The 23,736-nt window shown below is 39.5% G+C and carries 23 protein-coding genes and 1 other annotated feature; all 23 genes read right to left on the minus strand.

Annotation, left to right across the window (positions count from 1 at the left end; translation table 11 throughout):
* Window positions 1-90: 90 nt before the first annotated feature.
* Complete coding sequence (locus ACIQ1H_RS19275) at window positions 91-1,113, minus strand: sensor histidine kinase (RefSeq protein WP_402891049.1); 1,023 nt, start codon at window positions 1,111-1,113, stop codon at window positions 91-93.
* Entirely contained in the window at window positions 1,114-1,797 is a 684-nt protein-coding gene (locus ACIQ1H_RS19280; protein ID WP_402891277.1) for a response regulator, read from the minus strand.
* Window positions 1,798-1,898: 101 nt separating this feature from the next.
* Window positions 1,899-3,086, minus strand: coding sequence for an elongation factor Tu (gene tuf, locus ACIQ1H_RS19285; protein ID WP_173479253.1), 1,188 nt, complete (start codon window positions 3,084-3,086; stop codon window positions 1,899-1,901).
* A 136-nt stretch (window positions 3,087-3,222) separates the two neighbouring features.
* Window positions 3,223-5,301 carry an elongation factor G gene (gene fusA / locus ACIQ1H_RS19290; protein WP_139860379.1) on the minus strand — a complete coding sequence of 693 codons (2,079 nt, stop codon included), beginning with the start codon at window positions 5,299-5,301 and terminating at the stop codon, window positions 3,223-3,225.
* 42 nt (window positions 5,302-5,343) lie between these two features.
* Window positions 5,344-5,814 carry a 30S ribosomal protein S7 gene (rpsG, locus tag ACIQ1H_RS19295; protein ID WP_024364378.1) on the minus strand — a complete coding sequence of 157 codons (471 nt, stop codon included), beginning with the start codon at window positions 5,812-5,814 and terminating at the stop codon, window positions 5,344-5,346.
* A gap of 149 nt (window positions 5,815-5,963) precedes the next feature.
* Window positions 5,964-6,383, minus strand: coding sequence for a 30S ribosomal protein S12 (gene rpsL, locus ACIQ1H_RS19300; protein ID WP_010860613.1), 420 nt, complete (start codon window positions 6,381-6,383; stop codon window positions 5,964-5,966).
* A 98-nt stretch (window positions 6,384-6,481) separates the two neighbouring features.
* A complete protein-coding gene (locus ACIQ1H_RS19305) occupies window positions 6,482-6,730 on the minus strand; it encodes a ribosomal L7Ae/L30e/S12e/Gadd45 family protein (protein ID WP_024364379.1) in 249 nt (82 codons plus the stop codon).
* Between the two features lie 138 nt (window positions 6,731-6,868).
* Complete coding sequence (rpoC, locus tag ACIQ1H_RS19310) at window positions 6,869-10,555, minus strand: DNA-directed RNA polymerase subunit beta' (protein WP_402891053.1); 3,687 nt, start codon at window positions 10,553-10,555, stop codon at window positions 6,869-6,871.
* Window positions 10,556-10,760: 205 nt separating this feature from the next.
* Window positions 10,761-14,336 (minus strand): DNA-directed RNA polymerase subunit beta, encoded by a 3,576-nt coding sequence (gene rpoB / locus ACIQ1H_RS19315; protein ID WP_402891055.1) that lies wholly within the window; start codon window positions 14,334-14,336, stop codon window positions 10,761-10,763.
* Between the two features lie 241 nt (window positions 14,337-14,577).
* Window positions 14,578-15,180, minus strand: coding sequence for a class I SAM-dependent methyltransferase (locus ACIQ1H_RS19320; protein WP_173479250.1), 603 nt, complete (start codon window positions 15,178-15,180; stop codon window positions 14,578-14,580).
* 74 nt (window positions 15,181-15,254) lie between these two features.
* Entirely contained in the window at window positions 15,255-15,614 is a 360-nt protein-coding gene (rplL, locus tag ACIQ1H_RS19325) for a 50S ribosomal protein L7/L12 (RefSeq protein ID WP_010860618.1), read from the minus strand.
* A gap of 74 nt (window positions 15,615-15,688) precedes the next feature.
* Window positions 15,689-16,189, minus strand: a complete 501-nt coding sequence (rplJ, locus tag ACIQ1H_RS19330; RefSeq protein WP_173479249.1) for a 50S ribosomal protein L10 — start codon at window positions 16,187-16,189, stop codon at window positions 15,689-15,691.
* A 32-nt stretch (window positions 16,190-16,221) separates the two neighbouring features.
* Window positions 16,222-16,368, minus strand: a sequence feature (ribosomal protein L10 leader region).
* Between the two features lie 54 nt (window positions 16,369-16,422).
* Window positions 16,423-17,121 carry a 50S ribosomal protein L1 gene (gene rplA, locus ACIQ1H_RS19335; protein ID WP_173479248.1) on the minus strand — a complete coding sequence of 233 codons (699 nt, stop codon included), beginning with the start codon at window positions 17,119-17,121 and terminating at the stop codon, window positions 16,423-16,425.
* A 116-nt stretch (window positions 17,122-17,237) separates the two neighbouring features.
* Window positions 17,238-17,663, minus strand: a complete 426-nt coding sequence (rplK, locus tag ACIQ1H_RS19340; protein ID WP_004233593.1) for a 50S ribosomal protein L11 — start codon at window positions 17,661-17,663, stop codon at window positions 17,238-17,240.
* A gap of 231 nt (window positions 17,664-17,894) precedes the next feature.
* On the minus strand, window positions 17,895-18,428 hold the full coding sequence (nusG, locus tag ACIQ1H_RS19345; RefSeq protein ID WP_139859436.1) for a transcription termination/antitermination protein NusG: 534 nt from the start codon (window positions 18,426-18,428) through the stop codon (window positions 17,895-17,897).
* Window positions 18,429-18,741: 313 nt separating this feature from the next.
* The gene (gene secE, locus ACIQ1H_RS19350) at window positions 18,742-18,927 is read right to left on the minus strand and encodes a preprotein translocase subunit SecE (protein WP_004233589.1); all 186 of its coding nucleotides are present in this window, start codon (window positions 18,925-18,927) and stop codon (window positions 18,742-18,744) included.
* Between the two features lie 48 nt (window positions 18,928-18,975).
* Window positions 18,976-19,122, minus strand: coding sequence for a 50S ribosomal protein L33 (gene rpmG / locus ACIQ1H_RS19355; RefSeq protein WP_139859437.1), 147 nt, complete (start codon window positions 19,120-19,122; stop codon window positions 18,976-18,978).
* 76 nt (window positions 19,123-19,198) lie between these two features.
* Entirely contained in the window at window positions 19,199-19,846 is a 648-nt protein-coding gene (gene sigH / locus ACIQ1H_RS19360; RefSeq protein WP_139859439.1) for an RNA polymerase sporulation sigma factor SigH, read from the minus strand.
* A 68-nt stretch (window positions 19,847-19,914) separates the two neighbouring features.
* Window positions 19,915-20,427 (minus strand): NYN domain-containing protein, encoded by a 513-nt coding sequence (locus ACIQ1H_RS19365; protein ID WP_139859441.1) that lies wholly within the window; start codon window positions 20,425-20,427, stop codon window positions 19,915-19,917.
* A gap of 2 nt (window positions 20,428-20,429) precedes the next feature.
* Complete coding sequence (gene rlmB, locus ACIQ1H_RS19370) at window positions 20,430-21,182, minus strand: 23S rRNA (guanosine(2251)-2'-O)-methyltransferase RlmB (RefSeq protein WP_139859443.1); 753 nt, start codon at window positions 21,180-21,182, stop codon at window positions 20,430-20,432.
* Window positions 21,182-21,601 (minus strand): Mini-ribonuclease 3, encoded by a 420-nt coding sequence (locus ACIQ1H_RS19375; protein ID WP_139859444.1) that lies wholly within the window; start codon window positions 21,599-21,601, stop codon window positions 21,182-21,184. The genes rlmB and ACIQ1H_RS19375 overlap by 1 nt, the downstream gene beginning before the upstream one ends.
* Before the next feature lie 5 nt (window positions 21,602-21,606).
* Window positions 21,607-23,007, minus strand: a complete 1,401-nt coding sequence (gene cysS, locus ACIQ1H_RS19380; RefSeq protein ID WP_402891062.1) for a cysteine--tRNA ligase — start codon at window positions 23,005-23,007, stop codon at window positions 21,607-21,609.
* Window positions 23,004-23,654 carry a serine O-acetyltransferase EpsC gene (epsC, locus tag ACIQ1H_RS19385; protein ID WP_139859448.1) on the minus strand — a complete coding sequence of 217 codons (651 nt, stop codon included), beginning with the start codon at window positions 23,652-23,654 and terminating at the stop codon, window positions 23,004-23,006. The genes cysS and epsC overlap by 4 nt, the downstream gene beginning before the upstream one ends.
* Window positions 23,655-23,736: the final 82 nt, after the last annotated feature.

Below are 23,736 nucleotides of genomic sequence, written 5' to 3' on the forward strand. Positions count from 1 at the left end.
ACTCCCCTTTCTATACTACAAGTGTACCCCGTCTGCTTATTCTTTTCGTTCGTTTTACATGACAATATAAAAAGGTAGGTGACAATTTCGTCATCTACCTGTTAGTTTGACATATTCATTTTGTAATGGAAATCGTAACGTAAATACTGAGCCTTCCCCTACAACAGATTGTACGCTAATACGGACGCCGATTTTTTGCGCGATATTTTGTGCTAAATACAAGCCCATCCCCGTTGATTGTGCAGATTCTCTTCCAGCCGTACCTGTATAGGATTTTTGAAAAATTCGAGGTAGGTCCTCTGCACGAATACCCATGCCTGCATCCTTAATATGTAGCAATGTTGCCCCCGATGAATCAATTTCTGTAAAAATAAAAATCTCGGATTTTACAGGGCTGTATTTTATGGCGTTGGATAGGAGTTGTCTAACAATGAATGCAATCCATTTGCTATCTGTCATGACGATTTCAATTAATTCTCCTATATCAAAACCAATATCCTTCTCTAAACACCAAGCCTGCATTGCTCGGATTTCTTTAAAAACAACTGTTCGTAGCTCGATTTCTGTTAAATAATTATCTTTTTCTATAGAAGCCAGGCGGGTTTGATGTAATTGCTGATCAACCAATAGATGGAGCCTGAGCCACTCCTTCTCTAATTTTCTACGCAAAGTTAAATCTTCAATATGGTCTAACATTAAATTAATCGTTGTTAGTGGCGCCTTCACCTCATGTACCCAAGCAAGAAGCTCATCGGCATACTCCTGTAGCTGCACCTTCGCATTATTTAATTCAGTATCCTTGTCATCAAAGACATCTTCAATTTTTTTATAATACGTTTTTTGAAACGGTGATAAAGCTAAACTTTTAGTATGCGGGTCATCAAGTCGACTATCCACATTTCCCAGGAAATCTTTCATCTGGCCAACTTCTCTTATATAACGCCATAATAAAAATAAAGAAAAAGTAACGAGCATGATAATATTGACGTACCAAATAGAGACACCAACTAACCCTACATCTAAAGAAAATAATATGTTAAGTATAATGATAAGAAAAACGAAAAACCCAATCCAGGCAAGCCGTTCTCTTAAAAACAATAATAGCATTTTCATTTATGACCCCTGCGTTACGGCTATATAACCAAGCCCCTTTTTTGTCACAATGACTTCCTGTAAACCTATATCCTCTAGCTTTGTACGTAAACGATTAACATTTACCGATAATGTATTGTCATTGACAAAACGCTCATCGTCCCATAACTTCCTCATTAAGTCTTCTCTCGATACAATTTGATTGGCCTTTTCCAATAAAATTCGTAAAATAAATAATTCATTTTTAGTTAAGGAAACGAGCTCGCCCTTAAACATAATTTCTCCCCGTGCATAATCAAGAACAGCCCCATTAAATCGAGTAACATCCATTGCTTCTTCAACATAGTCATAAGTACGACGTAAAATGGCTTGTACTTTTGCAATTAACACTTCCATATGGAAAGGCTTTTGAATAAAATCATCTGCACCCATTTGCATAGCCATCACCATATCCATCGGATGATCTCGTGAGGATAGAAAGAGAATAGGTACTTTCGAAATATGTCGTATTTCACGACACCAATGAAAGCCGTCATATGCCGGTAGCTGTATATCAATTAATACAAGTTGAGGCTTCTCTTCTATAAAATCATCCATCACCTTTTGAAAATCATTCGGTCCTACTACTTGTAAAGACCATTGCATAAAACGCTCTTGTATCATTGCAAAAATTGATGGATCATCTTCTATCAATAAAACCTTCATTTCCATATTGCAGTCACTCCTTTCGCATTTTTATTTTAACATAAAAAACCAATCTGTAAGCGTCCCTACAGATTGGTTTTAAAATTAGCATATGCTAAAAATTATTTTTGGATAGTAGCTACTACGCCAGCGCCTACAGTACGGCCACCCTCACGGATAGAGAATTTAGTACCTTCTTCAAGAGCGATTGGAGCGATAAGTTCTACTGTCATTTCGATGTTATCACCAGGCATTACCATTTCAACGCCTTCTGGTAAGTTACAGATACCTGTTACGTCAGTTGTACGGAAGTAGAACTGAGGACGGTAGTTAGAGAAGAATGGAGTATGACGGCCACCCTCTTCTTTAGATAAAACGTAAACTTCAGCTTTGAAGTTTGTGTGTGGAGTGATTGAGCCTGGTTTAGCTAATACTTGACCACGTTGGATATCTTCACGAGCTACACCACGAAGTAAAGCACCGATGTTGTCACCAGCTTCAGCGTAGTCTAATAATTTACGGAACATTTCAACGCCAGTTACAGTTGTAGATTTAGCTTCTTCAGCGATACCTACGATTTCAACTACGTCACCAACTTTAACTTGACCACGTTCAACACGGCCAGTTGCAACTGTACCACGACCAGTGATAGAGAATACGTCCTCTACTGGCATCATGAATGGTTTGTCAGTTTGACGTTCTGGAGTTGGGATGTAAGAATCTACAGCGTCCATTAATTCAACGATTTTTTCTTCCCATTCTGCTTCGCCTTCAAGAGCTTTAAGAGCAGAACCTTTGATTACAGGAATATCGTCGCCTGGGAAGTCATATTCAGATAGTAGGTCACGGATTTCCATTTCTACTAATTCTAATAATTCTTCGTCATCAACCATATCACATTTGTTCATGAATACTACTAAGTATGGAACACCTACTTGACGAGATAAAAGGATGTGTTCACGAGTTTGTGGCATTGGGCCATCAGCAGCAGATACTACTAAGATACCGCCGTCCATTTGTGCAGCACCAGTGATCATGTTTTTAACATAGTCAGCGTGTCCTGGGCAGTCAACGTGTGCATAGTGACGAGTTTCTGTTTCATATTCTACGTGAGAAGTGTTGATTGTGATACCACGTTCTTTTTCTTCTGGTGCGTTATCGATGTCAGCGTAAGATTTAGCTGTACCACCCATTTTTTTAGAAAGAACTGTAGCGATTGCAGCAGTTAAAGTTGTTTTACCATGGTCAACGTGTCCGATTGTACCAATGTTAGCATGCGTTTTTGAACGGTCAAATTTTTCTTTAGCCATTAGAGATTGCCTCCTCGAAATTGTATGTTTTATTTTAAAAATTTATAGAATGAATGCTGATAGAGAACGGGCCCATCCTCTATCCTGCAATCATAGCTTACAAATTAGTTATACTTTATGCAAGATGAAAATTCAATTATTCACCTTTATTTTTTTTGATGATGTCAGCAGCAATTGATTTTGGTACTTCTTCATAATGATCAAATGTCATTGAGAATACACCGCGACCTTGAGTTGCTGAACGAAGAGTTGTTGCGTAACCAAACATTTCCGAAAGTGGAACCATTGCACGAACAACTTGTGAGTTACCGCGAGCATCCATACCCTCAACGCGTCCGCGACGAGAAGTAATGTTACCCATGATATCACCAAGGTACTCTTCAGGAATTACAACTTCTACTTTCATCATTGGTTCTAAAATTACAGCATCACATTGTTTAGCTGCTTCTTTAAGAGCCATAGAAGCTGCGATTTTGAACGCCATCTCATTCGAGTCAACGTCATGGTAAGAACCGAATACTAATTTCGCTTTAATGTCGATTAGTGGGTAACCAGCTACTACACCGCGGTCAAGAGAGTCACGAAGACCTGCTTCAACTGCAGGGATGTATTCACGAGGTACAACACCACCAACGATAGCGTTTTCGAATTCAAAGCCTTTACCTTCTTCATTTGGAGAGAACTCAATCGTTACGTCACCATATTGTCCACGACCACCAGATTGGCGAGTGAATTTACCTTGAACTTTTGCAGAGCTACGGAATGTTTCACGGTAAGATACCATTGGAGCACCTACGTTAGCTTCTACTTTAAATTCACGGCGCATACGGTCAACTAAGATATCAAGGTGAAGCTCACCCATACCTGAGATGATTGTTTGTCCAGTTTCTGTGTCAGTGTGAGCACGGAAAGTTGGATCCTCTTCTTGAAGTTTTTGTAAAGCTTGACCCATTTTATCTTGGTCAGCTTTTGATTTTGGTTCTACAGAAAGAGAAATTACTGGTTCTGGGAACTCCATTGATTCAAGAATAACTAGGTTTTTCTCGTCACATAGTGTGTCACCAGTAGTAGTATCTTTAAGACCTACTGCAGCAGCAATATCCCCTGCGAATACTTTAGAAATCTCTTCACGAGAGTTAGCGTGCATTTGTAGGATACGACCTACACGTTCACGTTTACCTTTAGAAGAGTTTTGTACGTATGAACCTGCATCTAATGTTCCAGAGTACACACGGAAGAAAGTTAATTTACCTACGAATGGGTCAGTCATAACTTTGAATGCTAGAGCTGAGAATGGCTCTTCATCAGAAGATTTACGTTCTAACTCTTCGTCACCATCAACTGAAGTACCTTTGATTGCTGGTACATCAACTGGAGATGGTAAGTAATCGATAACTGCATTTAACATTGGGCGTACGCCTTTGTGTTTGAATGCTGTACCACAGATTACTGGGTAGAATTCTACTGCAATTGTAGCACGACGGATAGCCGCTTTAAGCTCAGCTACAGTGATTTCTTCGCCTTCTAAATATTTTTCCATGATTTCTTCATCAACACTTGCAACAGCGTCGATTAATTTTTCACGGTATTCTTCAGCCATTTCGCGGTGTTCTTCAGGAATTTCACCTTCAGTTACTGCAGTACCTTTTTCGTCGCCGTAGAAAGTTGCTTTCATTTCAACTAAGTCAATGATAGCAGAGAACTGATCTTCAGCTCCGATAGGTAATTGGATTGGGTGAGCGTTTGCTTGTAAACGGTCATGTAGAGTACCTACTGAATACAAGAAGTCTGCACCTGTTTTATCCATTTTGTTAATGAATACGATACGTGGAACACCGTATGTTGTAGCTTGACGCCATACAGTTTCAGTTTGTGGCTCAACACCAGATTGAGCATCTAGAACTGTTACAGCACCGTCAAGTACGCGTAAAGAACGCTCTACTTCTACAGTGAAGTCTACGTGTCCAGGAGTATCGATGATGTTTACACGGTGGCCTGCCCATTGAGCTGTTGTCGCAGCAGAAGTGATAGTAATACCACGTTCTTGCTCTTGCTCCATCCAGTCCATTTGAGAAGCGCCTTCATGAGTTTCACCGATTTTGTGAATCTTACCTGTGTAATAAAGGATACGCTCAGTTGTTGTTGTTTTACCAGCATCAATGTGAGCCATGATCCCAATATTACGAGTATTCTCTAGAGAGAATTCGCGTTTCATTAGGTATTTCTCCTTCCATATTGGGCTTATGCTATGTTTAGATTACCAACGGTAGTGAGCGAATGCTTTGTTCGCTTCTGCCATTTTGTGCATATCTTCACGTTTCTTAACTGATGCACCAGTGTTGTTAGAAGCATCTAGAATTTCGTTAGCTAAACGCTCTTCCATAGTTTTTTCACCACGAAGACGAGAATAGTTAACTAGGTAACGAAGACCTAAAGTAGTACGACGTTCTGGACGAACTTCAACTGGTACTTGGTAGTTAGAACCACCAACACGGCGAGCACGTACTTCAAGAACTGGCATTACGTTGTTTAGAGCAGCTTCGAATACTTCGATTGGATTTTCACCTGAACGTTCTTTAACTAATTCGAACGCACCGTATAAAATCTTTTGAGAAGTACCTCTTTTACCATCAACCATCATTTTATTGATTAAACGAGTTACTAGTTTTGAATTATAAATTGGATCTGGTAACACGTCACGTTTGGAAACAGGACCTTTACGAGGCATGTGTTTTCCTCCTTTCGAATAATTATCGATTTATTTTTATACGTTGGCCTTATACGAAGTTATCACTTATTGCGAAATCAGCTAGCATGATTTCAGTTTTGGTGATATCAACGTAAGACTCAACATTAGTTAACACTTAATGTGTTAAATTATTTTTTTTCTTTAGGGCGTTTTGTTCCGTATTTAGAACGTGATTGTAAACGACCGTTTACACCAGCTGTATCAAGAGCACCACGTACGATATGGTAACGAACACCCGCTAAGTCTTTTACGCGTCCGCCACGGATAAGAACAACACTGTGCTCTTGTAAGTTGTGGCCTTCACCTGGGATATAAGCTGTAACCTCAATTTGGTTAGTTAAACGTACACGAGCGTATTTACGTAACGCTGAGTTTGGTTTACGAGGTGTCATTGTACCTACACGAGTACAAACACCACGTTTTTGTGGAGATTTAACATCAGTTAAAGATTTTTTAAATGAGTTATATCCTTTGTTTAACGCTGGTGATTTTGATTTCGTGATTTTAGATTGACGAGGCTTACGTACTAATTGGTTAATTGTAGGCATCGGTATTTCCTCCCTTCATTTATTCCTTGTTAATACCACACATCCAGGTGGTTCATTTTTTGGGTAAAAACAAAGTCTTTGTGTTTTATACACAAAAACTAATCTACAGCAATCGCAACTACTGCAGCTCCAACATGGATTCCACAGGCTTTGCCCAGTTCCTTTTTAGACTCGACAAGAATAACTGGTATACCGATTTCTCTCGCGAAAGATATGGCCGAATCGGTTACCCAATTGTCTGCATCAAGTGCCACAAAAAGCTCTTTCACTAAACCAGCTTGCATTGCTTTTACTGCTTGCTTTGTACCAATGATTGTTTGACTAGCCCTTACTTTATCATAAGACATTTTCATATCCTCCGAAGTACAGACAGTTAACTATCAACCTTCAATATATTATCATTATCAATTTCTACTGTCAACTAATATCTTTAAAAAGTCCGAAGAGAGGGCGCTTTTGCCATCTCTTCGGAGCTTTTGTTTAAGTTATTCAGCAGAAACTAAATCTTCTGCGTCAAGCTCATCTTTTTCAATGCGGATTTGACGATAACGTTGCATACCAGTACCTGCTGGAACAAGTTTCCCAATAATTACGTTCTCTTTTAATCCTAGAAGTTCATCACGTTTACCTTTAATTGCAGCATCTGTTAACACACGAGTTGTTTCTTGGAATGATGCAGCAGATAAGAATGATTCAGTTTCTAGTGAAGCTTTAGTAATACCTAGGATTACTGGGCGACAAGTTGCAGGGTTTTTGCCGTTCATAACAGCATCTACATTTGCCTCTGAGAATTGGTGAATATCTAATAATGAACCAGGTAATAATTCTGTATCACCAGCTTCGATTACACGAACTTTACGAAGCATTTGACGTACCATTACTTCGATATGTTTGTCTCCAATTTCTACCCCTTGCATACGGTATACTTTTTGTACTTCTTTTAGTAAATATTCTTGAACTGTTGAAACGTCTTTTACTTTTAATAATTGTTTTGGATCGATAGAACCTTCTGTTAATACTTGACCACGTTCGATTGAGTCACCTTCGATAACTTTCAGACGTGCATTATATGGTGCTTGGTATTTACGAGTTTCTACGTCACCTTGAACTGTAATTTCTTTTAGACCTTCACGAATTTCAGTAATATCTGAAACCGTACCAGCAATCTCAGAAATGACAGATTGACCTTTTGGATTACGTGCTTCGAAAATCTCTTGGATACGTGGAAGACCTTGCGTAATATCGTCTCCGGCTACCCCACCTGTATGGAATGTACGCATTGTTAACTGAGTACCTGGTTCACCGATTGATTGAGCAGCAATAATACCAACTGCTTCCCCAACTTCAACTTTTTCACCAGTTGCTAAGTTCATGCCGTAACATTTTTTACATACACCATGTTTTGTATTACATGTGAACGCTGAACGGATTGTTACTTCCTCGATACCTGCTTCTATAATAACACGCGCGACATCTTGGTCGATTAAACCGTCTTTTTCTAAAATTACATCGCCTGTTTCTGGATGGAAAATCGTTTTCTTCGTATGACGACCAACAATACGTTCGTCTAACGCTTCGATTAGTTCTGTACCTTCCATTAACGCACCGATTGTTAAGCCGCGGTCAGTTCCACAATCATCTTCACGAACGATTACATCTTGTGCAACGTCTACAAGACGACGTGTTAAGTAACCTGAATCGGCAGTTTTTAGGGCTGTATCGGCAAGACCTTTACGAGCACCATGTGTTGAGATGAAGTATTCCAATACTGTTAAACCTTCACGGAATGAAGATTTGATTGGAAGTTCGATAATACGACCAGCCGGGTTGGCCATCAGACCACGCATACCAGCTAACTGTGTAAAGTTAGATGCGTTACCACGGGCACCTGAGTCAGACATCATGAAGATAGGGTTCGTTTTCTCAAGTGACTTCATCAGTTTTGATTGAATTTCATCTTTCGCTGCACTCCAGCTAGAGATAACACGGTCATAACGCTCTTCTTCTGTAATGAAACCACGACGGAATTGCGCTTGAACTTTATCTACTTTCTCTTGTGCTTCAGCTAGGATTTCACCTTTGTCTGGTAATACCACGATGTCAGATACACCAACAGTGATACCAGCGCGAGTTGAGTATTTGAAACCTAAGTTTTTCATGCGGTCAAGCATTTTAGATGTTTCAGTAATGTGGAAACGTTTAAACACTTCTGCAATGATATTTCCTAAGAATTTCTTGCGGAATGGGTTTACAACAGGTACTGATGCAAAATGTTTGCGTAGTACTGCTGAACGTTGTGCCTCTACTTTACCTTTTTCATCTAATTGGCTGTATGCAGCATCTGCTTCAAGCTCTGCTAAAGTTTCTTCGTCAATTGTTAAATTAGCGAAGTATTTTTCTGGTGTTACTTGCTCTAAGTTGAAATCAGTAGGTTCGTTAATGAACGGGAATGATTCAGGCAAGATTTCGTTAAAGATTACTTTACCCACAGTTGTTAGTAAGAACATGTTATTTTGTTCTTCTGTAAACGTTGGGTTGTTCAGTGAACTTGCTTTGATCGCGATACGTGTATGCAAGTGAACATGACCTGTATCATATGCGATTAAAACTTCGTTTGGTCCATAGAAAATTGAACCTTCACCGCGAGCATCTTCGCGCTCAAGTGTTAAATAATAGTTACCTAATACCATATCTTGAGATGGTGTTACAACAGGTTTACCATCTTTCGGGTTTAGGATGTTTTGTGCAGCAAGCATTAGAAGACGAGCTTCTGCTTGTGCTTCAGCTGATAATGGTACGTGAACCGCCATTTGGTCACCATCGAAGTCAGCGTTGTAAGCTGTACATACTAATGGGTGAAGACGGATTGCACGGCCTTCAACAAGTGTTGGTTCAAACGCTTGGATACCAAGACGGTGAAGCGTTGGTGCACGGTTTAGTAATACTGGATGCTCACGGATTACATCTTCTAAAACGTCCCATACGTCGTTGTTTAAACGTTCGATTTTACGTTTAGCAGATTTAATATTATGCGCAAGACCACGTTCTACTAATTCTTTCATTACGAAAGGTTTAAATAGCTCAATCGCCATTTCCTTCGGTAGACCACATTGGTACATTTTTAAGTTAGGACCTACTACGATAACAGAACGACCAGAATAGTCTACACGTTTACCAAGTAAGTTTTGACGGAAACGACCTTGTTTCCCTTTTAACATATGTGAAAGAGATTTTAACGGACGGTTACCTGGTCCAGTTACTGGACGACCACGACGACCGTTATCGATTAATGCATCAACAGCTTCTTGTAACATACGTTTTTCGTTTTGAACGATAATGCTTGGTGCTCCAAGATCTAATAAACGTTTTAAACGGTTGTTACGGTTGATTACACGACGATATAAATCATTTAAGTCAGATGTTGCAAAACGACCACCATCTAATTGAACCATTGGACGAAGCTCCGGTGGAATAACAGGTAGTACATCCAAAATCATCCACTCTGGAGAGTTACCTGAGTTACGGAATGATTCTACTACTTCAAGACGTTTAATCGCACGTGTACGGCGTTGACCTTGTGCTGATTTTAACTCTTCTTTTAAAGAATGAGTTTCATCTTCAAGATCGATTTTACCAAGAAGCCTTTTGATTGCTTCTGCACCCATTGCTGCTTCGAAAGTTGCTCCGAATTTTTCACGGTATGCACGGTACTCTTTTTCAGAAAGTAATTGCTTGCTCTCTAAGTTAGTAGCACCTGGTTCAATTACAACGTAAGATGCGAAGTAAATTACTTCTTCTAAAGCACGTGGAGACATATCTAAAATAAGACCCATACGGCTTGGAATACCTTTGAAGTACCAAATATGAGAAACTGGTGCAGCTAATTCGATGTGACCCATACGTTCACGACGAACTTTTGCACGTGTTACTTCAACGCCACAACGGTCACAAACTACGCCTTTATAGCGAACACGTTTGTATTTACCACAGTGACATTCCCAGTCTTTCGTAGGACCGAAAATACGTTCACAGAATAAACCATCTTTTTCTGGTTTTAATGTACGATAGTTAATTGTTTCTGGTTTTTTTACTTCACCATATGACCAAGAACGAATCTTGTCAGGGGATGCTAAACCAATTTTCATATATTCAAATTCATTAACGTCTATCAAGGAGCCTACCTCCCTCTAGTTATAGGTCTTTATAAAGACTCTTTTACGCAGCTCGACAATCGTTTGCAAAAATACCTTTTGACAAAAGATTAAAAATAGATTGATTTCATTCATAAAGAAAAGTCGAGCAGGGCGTTAAATCCTGCCCGACTAATTTGAAAAATAAGTTTGACCCTTCACACGAATGTGAACTTAACCTTATCCATTATTCAAAAGACTCTACTGGCTCTTCTTCTGTTTCTGGTTGTGGCGCAATATTAAGTGCGTCCGCAGGTTGAAGATCTTCTTCTTCGTCTAAATCGCGAAGCTCTACTTCTTCATCATTGATTGTTAACATTTTAACATCCATACCAAGAGATTGTAGTTCTTTAATCAATACTTTGAATGATTCTGGAACGCCTGGCTCTGGTACGCTTTCACCTTTAACGATAGCCTCGTATGTTTTCACACGACCAACAACGTCATCGGATTTTACAGTTAAAATTTCTTGAAGTGTGTATGCCGCACCGTATGCTTCAAGTGCCCATACTTCCATCTCACCAAAGCGTTGTCCACCGAACTGCGCTTTACCACCAAGTGGTTGTTGTGTAACAAGTGAGTAAGGACCAGTTGAACGTGCGTGAAGTTTATCGTCAACCATGTGCGCAAGTTTGATCATGTACATGATCCCAACAGATACACGGTTATCGAAAGGTTCACCTGAACGTCCATCATACAGGATTGTTTTACCATCACGGTTCATCCCTGCTTCTTCCATTGTTTCCCAAACATCTTCTTCGTTGGCACCATCAAATACTGGTGTTGCCATATGAACACCTAAGTAACGAGAAGCCATACCTAAGTGTAACTCTAAAACTTGTCCGATATTCATACGAGAAGGTACACCTAATGGGTTTAACATGATATCGACAGGAGTACCATCTGGCATAAATGGCATATCCTCTTCCGGTAAGATACGAGAGATAACCCCTTTGTTACCATGTCGTCCGGCCATTTTGTCCCCAACGCGGATTTTACGTTTTTGAACAATGTAAGCACGAACTAATTGGTTAACACCTGGTGGTAACTCATCGCCGTCTTCACGGTTAAATACTTTAACGTCAAGGATGATACCGCCCGCACCATGTGGTACGCGTAATGAAGTATCACGAACTTCACGTGCTTTTTCACCAAAGATTGCATGTAATAAGCGCTCTTCAGCTGTTAATTCTGTAACCCCTTTAGGCGTTACTTTACCTACAAGAATATCACCGTCGCGTACTTCCGCACCGATACGGATAATACCACGTTCGTCTAAGTTACGAAGTGCATCTTCCCCAACGTTTGGAATGTCGCGTGTAATTTCTTCAGGCCCTAATTTTGTATCACGAGATTCTGACTCGTATTCTTCAATATGAACTGAAGTATATACATCGTCTTTTACAAGGCGCTCACTCATAATAACAGCATCCTCATAGTTGAACCCGTTCCAAGTCATGAACGCAACAAGTACGTTACGACCTAAAGCAAGTTCACCGTTTTCCATAGATGGACCGTCTGCTAAAATATCGCGAGGTTTCACACGCTCGCCAACTTTTACAAGTGGGCGTTGGTTGTATGAAGTACCTTGGTTTGAACGAATGAATTTTTGTAATTTATATTTTGTTAAATCGCCTTTAACTTCTTTACCATCAACTGTTTCAATGCGACGCACATGGATTGAACGAGCTTCAACATGCTCCACAATACCATCGTATTTCGCTACTACAGCCGCACCAGAGTCACGCGCATCTACGTGTTCCATACCAGTACCAACAAACGGAGCTTCTGGATTTAAAAGAGGAACCGCTTGACGTTGCATGTTGGCACCCATAAGCGCACGGTTAGAGTCATCGTTTTCTAAGAACGGAATACATGCAGTCGCTGCAGAAACTACTTGTTTAGGAGATACGTCCATATAGTCCATTTGAGCCTTATTGAAAACTGTGTTATCCCCACGGAAACGACCTACAACTTCATCGTTAGTAAATGTACCGTCTGGATTTAATGGCGAGTTCGCTTGCGCTACATAGTAGTTATCTTCTTCGTCAGCTGTTAAGTAATCAATTTGATCTGTTACTTGGCCAGTTTCGTGATCAATACGACGATATGGCGTTTCAATGAAACCAAATTTATTTACTTTCGCGAATGAAGACAGCGAGTTGATTAAACCAATGTTCGGACCCTCAGGTGTTTCGATTGGACACATACGACCATAGTGAGAATAGTGAACGTCACGTACTTCGAAACCAGCACGCTCACGCGTTAAACCACCAGGCCCTAATGCAGATAGACGACGTTTATGCGTTAATTCTGCTAGTGGGTTTGTTTGGTCCATGAATTGAGATAATTGAGAGCTACCAAAGAATTCTTTAATAGATGCAATTACTGGACGAATATTGATTAATTGTTGCGGTACGATAGCGGCTGTATCATTGATAGACATACGCTCGCGTACAACACGTTCCATACGAGATAAACCGATACGGAATTGGTTTTGTAATAACTCACCAACAGAGCGAAGACGACGGTTACCTAAATGGTCAATATCATCTGTTGCTCCTACTTGGTAAAGTAGGTTGAAGAAATAACTTACTGAAGATAATACATCAGCAGGTGTAATATTCTTCACTTCTTCGTCAATGTAGGCATTGCCAATAACATTGATTTCTTTTTGCGCTTCATCTTTAGGTGCATAAATTTTAATAGATTGGATTGTAACGTCATCTTCAAGTACTCCGCCAACTTGTGATAAAGTGCGGTAGCCAATGCCTTTAGAAGAATCCTCTAGGTAAGGTAAAATCTTATCTAAAGTACGACGATCAAGCACAGTGCCCTTCTCTACTAAAATTTCGCCTGTTTCTGGATCAACAAGCGTTTCAGCAATCGTTTGGTTGAATAAACGATTTTTAATGTGAAGCTTTTTGTTCATTTTGTAACGACCAACGTTCGCTAAATCATAGCGCTTAGCATCAAAGAAACGAGAATATAATAAACTTTTCGCACTTTCTACTGTTGGTGGCTCACCTGGGCGTAAACGCTCGTAGATTTCTAAAAGTGCTTTTTCAGTACTTTCAGAGTTATCCTTTTCTAGCGTATTACGTAAATACTCGTTATCACCGATAATATCGATAATCTCTTGATCTGAACCGAAACCTAATGCACGAAGTAACACTGTTACTGGTAGCTTACGAGTACGATCAATACGTACATACACTACATCCTTCGCGTCAGTTTCATATTCTAACCAAGCACCACGGTTTGGAATTACTGTCGCACCGAAGCCTTTTTTACCGTTTTTATCAGTTTTATCATGGAAATACACACTTGGTGATCGAACTAATTGTGAAACGATAACACGTTCAGCACCGTTAATAATGAACGTACCTGTTTCTGTCATTAATGGGAAGTCACCCATGAATACATCTTGTTCTTTCACTTCGTCTGTTTCTTTGTTGTAAAGACGTACTTTCACGCGTAATGGAGCTGCGTAAGTAACATCTCGCTCTTTACACTCATCGACATCATATTTAGGATCACCTAAAGAATAATCGATGAATTCTAATGAAAGATTACCTGTAAAGTCCTCGATCGGCGAAATGTCACGGAACATTTCACGTAAACCTTCTTCAAGGAACCACTCGTAAGACGCCGTTTGAATCTCAATCAGATTTGGAAGCTCAAGCACCTCTTTAATACGCGCAAAGCTTCTACGCTGGCGGTGTTGTCCGTACTGAACTAGTTGACCTGTCAACTCATTCACCCCTCAATAAAGCGATATTAGGTCTTTGCAAAATCATCCAAATAGTGTATGATTTCGAAAGACAAAAAGAAAACGAGTCTTCAAAAGATCTCATTTTCGGTTAACTAAACTTATCTTGGCAAGTATACCCATATAAAATCATTCATATACCAAAAGGGCACACGACCTCAAAATAATATTTTTGCATTGTATCATATTATCATAGCCGTTTTGTCAAGTCAATATTTTATACATATTTCATTTATTTTTTTGCACGCACTATCCAGTATCCTTTTTTCTTCTCCACAACATCGACTTCAGAAAATTTTTCTTCTAAATAGCTAACCGTTGATGGCGCACCTTGCTTCTTCTGAATTACTACCCATAGCTCTCCAGAAGTCACTAACTTGTTATAAGCACCATCGTAAAAGCGGAAAACCGTGTCCTTTCCTGCCCGAATTGGAGGATTGGTTAAAATAGCTGCAGCCTTCGCCTCATCATCTACATTCGATAGTCCGTCACTGACAAATATTCGTACATTTTGAACACCGTTTACTTGCGCATTTTTTTGAGAAAGCGCAACCGCTCGTTCATTAATATCCATCATTAAAACAGTGCGCTCAGGATTCGTCTTGGCAATTGATAATCCAATTGGTCCATAGCCACAGCCTACATCAAAAATCGCACCATCTACATCTGGCATTTGAAACGCATCTATTAATACACGGGATCCAAAATCTACTTCGCTTTTACTAAATACACCTGCATCCGTTTCAAAGGAAAACGTATGCCCAAGTAACTTGAACGTCCAGTGACGAGGTTTACTTTCAGTTTGAGGCTTACTTGTATAATAGTGATCTGACATTTTCACGCCTCCTCAGAATGAAGAAAAAGCTCGCCACAATGACGAGCTTCCTTTTGTATAAAAGTAATACGAGATTACTTAACTTCTACAGATGCGCCAACTTCTTCAAGTTTAGCTTTGATTTGTTCAGCTTCATCTTTAGAAACGCCTTCTTTAAGAGCTTTAGGAGCGTTATCTACAACTTCTTTAGCTTCTTTAAGACCTAAACCAGTGATTTCGCGAACCACTTTGATTACTTTGATTTTTTCAGCACCAGCAGATGCTAATACTACGTCGAATTCTGTTTTTTCTTCAGCTGCAGCAGCACCGCCAGCAACTACTGCTACTGGAGCAGCAGCTGTTACACCGAATTCTTCTTCGATAGCTTTTACTAAATCGTTTAATTCAAGAACTGTCATAGCTTTGATAGCTTCTAAGATTTGCTCTTTGTTCATTATAATTTCCTCCTAATTGGATATGGTTTTAGTTTTTTTGCGGTCAAGCCGCGGAAGTTATGCGACGTAAGGAATTACGCGCCTTGTTCTTCTTTTTGTTCTGCAACAGCTTTTGTTGCAAGTGCGAAGTTGCGCACTGGAGCTTGAAGTACAGATAAAAGCATTGAAAGAAGACCTTCGCGTGATGGAAGTTCTGCAAGTGCTTTAACATCTTCAACAGAAGAGATTGTACCTTCAATGATACCCGCTTTAATTTCTAAAGCTTCGTTTTTCTTAGCGAACTCGTTGATGATTTTAGCAGGGGCTACAACATCTTCAGATGAGAACGCGATTGCGTTAGGACCAGTTAATACTTCATTGATTCCTTCAACGCCAGCAGCTTCAGCAGCACGACGAGTTAAAGTGTTTTTGTAAACTTTGAACTCAACACCAGCTTCACGAAGTTGTTTACGAAGTTCAGTCACTTGTGCAACATTAAGACCACGGTAATCCACAACTACTACAGAAGCAGCGCCTTGGAATTTTTCAGTGATTTCTTGCACTTGTGATTGTTTGTTTTCGATTGCTTTGCTCATGATGACACCTCCTATTAGAATGGGTCATTTATACCGACAAAAGTAAAGCCTCTGGGTCATATAGACACAGAGGCTGAAAGTCATCATCTTTAAAATAAGAATCCGAATTCCGATGTCCTCGGTAGGATCATTAAGTGACAAGTCACTCCTACTGTCTACGGTACAAATGGATGATTCACAACAGCATCCATCTTACCAAAGATACGGATAGCTGTCAACCGATTTATAATAAATTATTTTACTACTACGTTAGCAGCGTCAATTTTGATAGCTGGACCCATTGTAGTTGTAACATTTACAGATTTCATGTAAGTACCTTTAGCTGCAGCAGGTTTTGCTTTTTGAACAACGTCAAATACAGTTAAGAAGTTTTCTACTAATTTTTCTGTAGAGAAAGAAACTTTACCGATAGGAGCGTGGATGATACCAGCTTTGTCAGCGCGGTATTCTACTTTACCAGCTTTGATTTCTTCGATTGCTTTTGTTACGTCGAAAGTAACTGTACCTGTTTTAGGGTTTGGCATTAAACCTTTAGGTCCTAATACGCGACCAAGTTTACCAACTTCACCCATCATGTCAGGAGTTGCTACGATTACATCGAAGTCAAACCAACCTTGTTGGATTTTTTGGATGTATTCTGCATCGCCTACATAATCAGCGCCAGCAGCTTCTGCTTCTTTAAGTTTTTCACCTTTAGCGAAAACTAATACGCGTTGGGTTTTACCAGTACCGTTTGGAAGTACTACTGCTCCACGGATTTGTTGGTCATTTTTACGAGTATCGATTCCTAAACGGAAAGCAACTTCTACAGTAGCGTCGAAGTTTACTGAGCTAGTTTTTTGAGCAAGTTCGATTGCTTCTTGTGCGCCGTATACGTTGTTACGGTCGATTAATTTCGCTGCATCTTGCAGTTTTTTACCTTTTTTAGCCATTATATATTTCCTCCTTGATTGTGGTTATAGCGGATTTTACCTCCCACGAATAAAGGTTGCGCGTTCACAAAGAAACTCCGCAACCTTCCAAAAACAAAAACATCAAGTAACTGGGATTAGTCTTCGATAACAATACCCATGCTTCGTGCAGTACCTTCAACCATTAACATAGCAGCTTCAACTGAAGCAGCGTTAAGGTCTGGCATTTTAGTTTCAGCGATTTCGCGAACTTTATCACGTTTAACCGTTGCAACTTTTTTACGGTTTGGTTCACCAGATCCAGATTGGATACCAGCTGCTACTTTAAGTAAAACTGCTGCAGGTGGAGTTTTCGTAATGAAAGTAAATGAACGGTCCTCAAATACTGAAATTTCAACTGGAATAATAAGACCAGCTTGATCAGCAGTACGCGCATTGAATTCTTTACAGAATCCCATGATGTTCACACCTGCTTGACCTAATGCAGGACCAACCGGTGGAGCTGGGTTTGCTTTACCAGCAGGGATTTGAAGTTTAACAACTTTAATAACTTTTTTAGCCACGAGACACACCTCCTTAAGTCCGTGATGTGGTAATTGGGTTGCCCCTCCCACTCAATATCTGTCTGTCAGCTAAGTGCCGATAACATTAAAATTATCATTACAGACGTCATCCGAAGTATGACAGTCTGACCTTTGAAATGATACCACTTTTAATTTTTTTAAGCAAGTAGTAATTAACAAAATCTGCGATATACGCTTAATCATACGTAATATGTTAACTAGAAAGTAAAACTATAATTTTTGAATTTGCTCAAAATCCAGTTCCATAATCGTTTCGCGACCAAACATATCTACAGATACTTTCAGTTTTCCTTTTTCAGCGTCGATTTCTTCAACACGTCCTTGGAAGTGTGCAAACGGTCCTTCTAATACTTCAACTGCTTCACCAATAGTAATATCGATTTCAACAATTTTATCAGTCATACCCATTTGCTCTAATAGACGATCTGCTTCTTCAGGTAATAAAGGTGTTGGTTTTGCCCCACCACCTGATGAGCCGATAAAGCCAGTTACGCCTGGTGTATTGCGGACAACATACCAAGAATCATCTGTCATAATTAGCTCTACTAGAACATAACCAGGGAAGACCTTACGCATCATTGTCTTCTTTTTGCCGTCCTTCATTTCTGTTTCCTCGTGCTCAGGCACGATCACACGGAAGATTTTATCTTGCATCCCCATTGTTTCAACACGTTTTTCTAGGTTTGCTTTTACACGGTTTTCATACCCCGAATACGTATGAACAACATACCAATTTTTCTCCATAACTGCTAGGACTACTCGTCCGTCCCTCCCTTACAAATAAAAGTGAAAATGATCGCGATATGCAAAGTGCATCCTTTATTCTTTTTCACAAACTTCCCAATAGAAAAACATAGCTTTCGCCATAGCAAGCGAAAGCTCGATGATATATACCTAATTAGCATAGTCATCTATCGCTACCAACATACTTATACTGGTAGTCACACTTATCATAATGAGAACATTTTACTGCTCTTCACTTCATAAAACAAACGAAAAAACCCGTTATTGTAATGGACGGGCTATTTTCAAAAGTATTAACATGCTCTTTTCTAAATTATAAATCTAAGTACCAGCGGAATAATGATGAAATACCTAAGTCTACTAACACAAAAAATAAAGCCATAATTACTACAGTTGAAATTACAACGACTGTATATTTCGTCAGTTCTTTACTTTTTGGCCAGCTAGTTTTTCGCATTTCCGACATTACGTCGCTGAAAAAACTTTTAATCTTGCCCATTCTAGCCTAACCTCCGAATCAATCATATCTGTCTATTTACAAAATATTTTATAACGTTTGTTTATGCACTGTATGTTCATTGCAATGCGAGCAAAATTTCTTTAATTCGAGACGTACAGTAGTATCTCCCTTAGCAGGAAATGTGTAATTTCTCGATCCGCATTTTTCGCAATTTAGCACGACTTTCTTTGTCATGAAATCACCTTTTCGGCACTTTGTCTTTTAAAGACTAACACCTAAAATTGTCAATGTCAACAAGGGTACGTGCGCTCTATAACATTTCCTCGAGCACTAAATGACGCTCTAATTTCCGCTTAACTCGTTGCAAAGCGTTATCAATTGACTTCACATGCCGATTCAATTTTGCAGAAATTTCATGATAAGATTGTCCATCCAAGTATAGAGCTAATACTTGTAGCTCCAATTCGCTCAAAATTTCGCTCATTTTCTCTTCTAAATAACCAAACTCTTCTCTATGAATCATTAACTCTTCTGGATCATCCATAATAGCGCCCGTTAACACATCCATCAATGTGCGATCTGATTCCTCATCAAAAATAGGCTTATCTAAAGAAACATAGGAATTTAGCGGAATATGTTTTTGCCTTGTTGCGGTTTTAATAGCTGTAATAATTTGTCTTGTAATACATAACTCTGCAAAAGCTCGGAAAGAAGCCAGCTTGTCCCCTTTAAAGTCGCGGACTGCCTTATACAAGCCAATCATACCTTCTTGCACAATATCTTCTTTATCAGCCCCAATTAAAAAATAGGACCTTGCCTTTGCTCTTACTAGCAAACGGTATTTTGTAATTAAAAAATCTAACGCATCTGTATTACCTTGATGCACCATTTCAATAAGCTCTTCATCATTGAATCGTTCAAAATCTTGTGTCACTTGTACAATACTATTTTTAAACATGGTATCACCTCAGCTGCAACAGATAATTAGGAACAGTATAACGGAATTGGAAAATATGCGTCAATCAATCATTTTAATCCTCGACGCCACTTTTCGAATGCAAGTGCCACATCCGGCTTCAGTTCAATGCGCGAAGGTGGCTTGCTATCTTGCTTTCGTTTTACATCGTGAGAAATTTTATGCTGAATAATGCTCATATCAATTTCAAGCTCTCTTGCCGATTTGCGTAGTGCACCATTACCAAAAATAACACTTTGCTCTGCCATATCGGAAGTCGCAACATGAATTTGTACATGTCTTGCCTTAAGTTCATGTGTCATCTTTTCAATGCGTTCATCTGCTGTTTCATTTTTCCTTGTATAAATGATTTCGACACCATTCTCTATATAAGATTGTTCCACACCAGGCACAAGATGGGCGTCAAAAACTACAATTACGCGCCACCCTATCGCCGCTTTATATTCAGCCATAAGCTCAATTAATCGCTTACGTGCATCTTCAAAATTTGTGTCACGTAATGGACGTAGCTCTTTCCAAGCTCCAATCATATTATAGCCGTCAACAAGCAAAATGTTTTTCATCGTTACTCATTCGCTTCTTGACGTTTACGATACACTTCGTACATTAAAAGTGCAGCAGCTACAGAAGCATTTAATGATGTGACATGCCCGACCATAGGTAGATGATATAAAAAGTCACATTTCTCTTTTAACAGGCGCCCCATTCCTTTACCCTCACTACCAATAATAATGGCAAGTGGTAAGGTTGCATCCATTTTTCGATAATCCGCAGAACCTTTTGCATCTGTACCAGCAATCCATACGCCACGCTCTTTTAATTCATCAACTGTTTGGGCCAGGTTATTAACACGCACGACAGGTACATGCTCAATCGCTCCTGTAGAAGCCTTCGCCACAACGGCTGTTAAACTCACTGAGCGACGCTTTGGAATAATAATACCATGTACACCAATTGCATCTGCTGTACGCATAATAGAGCCTAAATTATGAGGGTCTTCTAACTCATCTAATATTAAGAAAAACGGATCTTCTTGTTTTTTTTGTGCCGCTGCAAATAAATCATCTATTTCCGCATAGCTATACGCTGCAACAGAAGCAACAATTCCTTGATGGTTAGCATCTGATAATTGATCGACCTTTTTCTTCGGTACGAATTGAACAATGATGCCACGTTCTCGCGCCAAATCAAGCAGTTCATTGACCCCTGATTTTTTAACACCTTCTGCAATCCATACTTTATTCATATCGCGGCCTGAACGAAGTGCTTCTAACACTGGGTTTTTACCGGCAATAATTTCACCATTTTGTTCTGCCATTATTTTGACACTCCTTTTAATTCCTCGATTATTTGAATAGCGTATGCAATGATGTCATAAACGCGTTCTAATTCACCTAGTAAGTACAAGCTTCCAAGTACCGCCTCAAAGCCAGAGCTATTCCGATATGTTTGGACATCGGTATTTTTCGGAACAGAACCAGACTTGGCATTGCGTCCACGTCGGAACACCGCCAATTCCTGCTCTGTTAAATAGTTTTCATCCATCATTCGATGTACAATCGTAGACTGTGCCTTTGCTGATACATAATGTGTTGCTTCTCTATGGAGTGTATTCGGCTTTACACGGCCACTACGCAGTAAATACTCGCGGACCTTTTGTTCTAAAACCGCATCTCCCATATATGCGAGCGCTAATGCATTTAATTGCTTAACATCTTCATTTCGGAGTTTATCCAAGTTACTTACCCTCGTTTCCATCTTGTCCCTTGGCGTGTATCCTCTAAAATGATACCTTGCGCCTGTAAATGGTCGCGGATTTCATCTGAACGAGCAAAATCACGGTTTTTACGTGCTTCAACGCGTTCTTGCAAAAGTGCTTCAATCTCTTCGTCTAGCAGTTCAGCTTCTTTTGCAAATTCAATACCTAAGACGTCACCTAATACCTCAAAAGTTTCAACAAAAGTGACTAAAACTTTTTCATCAGTATTTGTTTCATTCAAATAAATATTAGCAATACGAGCTAATTCAAATAATACTGAAATAGCATTTGCTGTATTGAAATCATCATCCATCGCTTCTTCAAATTGCGCTTTTTGTGTAGCGATTTGTTGGAGCCATTCATCCGAGTGATCACCTAGACTAGCAGTAGCAGATAGGCGGTACTTAACGTTATTGTAGGAAGTACGAATGCGCTCTAAGCCAGTAGCAGCAGCATCTACCAAATCTTTAGCAAAGTTAATTGGGTGACGATAATGTACAGATAACATAAAGAAACGTAAAATTTGCGGATCGATTTGTTTTCGAATATCGTTCACAAGTACAAAATTACCAAGGGATTTAGACATTTTTTCATTATCAATATTAATATATCCATTATGCATCCAGTAGCGCGCAAATGTTGTATCGTTATGCGCTTCAGATTGTGCAATTTCATTTTCATGGTGCGGGAATGTTAAATCTTGACCACCTGCATGTATATCAATTGTATCACCTAAATGCTCACGTGCCATAACAGAGCATTCAATATGCCAGCCTGGACGTCCGTTGCCCCAAGGACTTTCCCAATATATCTCACCTGGTTTTGCCGCTTTCCATAAAGCAAAATCTAATGCATCGTCTTTTTTCTCGCCTGCTTCGATACGTGCGCCGATTTTTAAATCGTCCACCGATTGATGTGAAAGCTTACCGTAGCCATTAAATTTCCGAGTTCGGTAATAAACATCGCCTGCAGATTCATACGCATATCCTTTTTCGATTAACACTTTAATAAATTCAATAATGTCATCCATATGATCTGTGACACGAGGGTGTACATCTGCCTTTTTGCATCCTAATGCAGTAACATCCTCAAAATAAGCAGCAATAAAACGGTCTGTAAGCTCATGCACCTCTTCACCAAGTTCATTTGCTGCTTTAATAATTTTATCGTCCACATCTGTGAAATTTGATACAAATTTCACATCGTAGCCTTTATATTGAAAATATCGTCGTACCGTATCGTACACAATGACAGGACGTGAATTCCCAATATGAATATAGTTATAAACAGTCGGACCGCAAACATACATTTTCACTTTTCCTTCTTCTAGCGGTACGAAAGTTTCTTTTTGTCTTGTTAATGAGTTAAAAATTTGAATACTCATTGTGTTTCTCTCTCCTTTTGTAAGCGTCCGATTTCTTTTTGCAATGCTGCTATTTGCTTTTCGAAACCTTGACAACGTTCCTCTACTGGGTCAGGAATATTTTGATGGTCTAGTTTTTTCTCCAAACGAACCCCATCTCTCATTACTACTTTACCAGGGATACCGACTACAGTAGAATTTGGTGGTACTTCTTTTAAGACGACTGAACCCGCACCAATTTTACTATTCTCACCAATTGTAATAGAACCTAATACTTTTGCACCAGTGGCAACTAACACATTATCTTCTAATGTCGGATGGCGTTTGCCTTTTTCTTTCCCTGTACCACCAAGCGTTACACCTTGATAAAGTGTTACATTATCACCTATCTCACACGTTTCCCCTATAACAACGCCCATGCCGTGGTCAATAAAGAAGCGACGACCAATTTTAGCACCAGGGTGTATTTCAATTCCTGTAAAGAAGCGACTTACTTGTGAAATCACACGTGCGATAAAATAAAAACGTCTTTTAAAAAACCAGTGTGCAACACGATGTGCCCATGTAGCATGCAGACCTGAATATGTTAACACAACTTCAAGTACACTGCGCGCTGCTGGATCATTTTCAAAGATTGTCTCTACATCTTCCTTTATTCTTTTAAACATCAAAAACTCCCCCTTTTCGATTCAATGTGTGTTTGCGACTCGACTACGTTATTTCAAACCTTACAATAACCCCAAGCAAAAA

The sequence above is a fragment of the Lysinibacillus sp. NPDC097279 genome (assembly GCF_044761745.1).
Classification (GTDB): domain Bacteria; phylum Bacillota; class Bacilli; order Bacillales_A; family Planococcaceae; genus Lysinibacillus.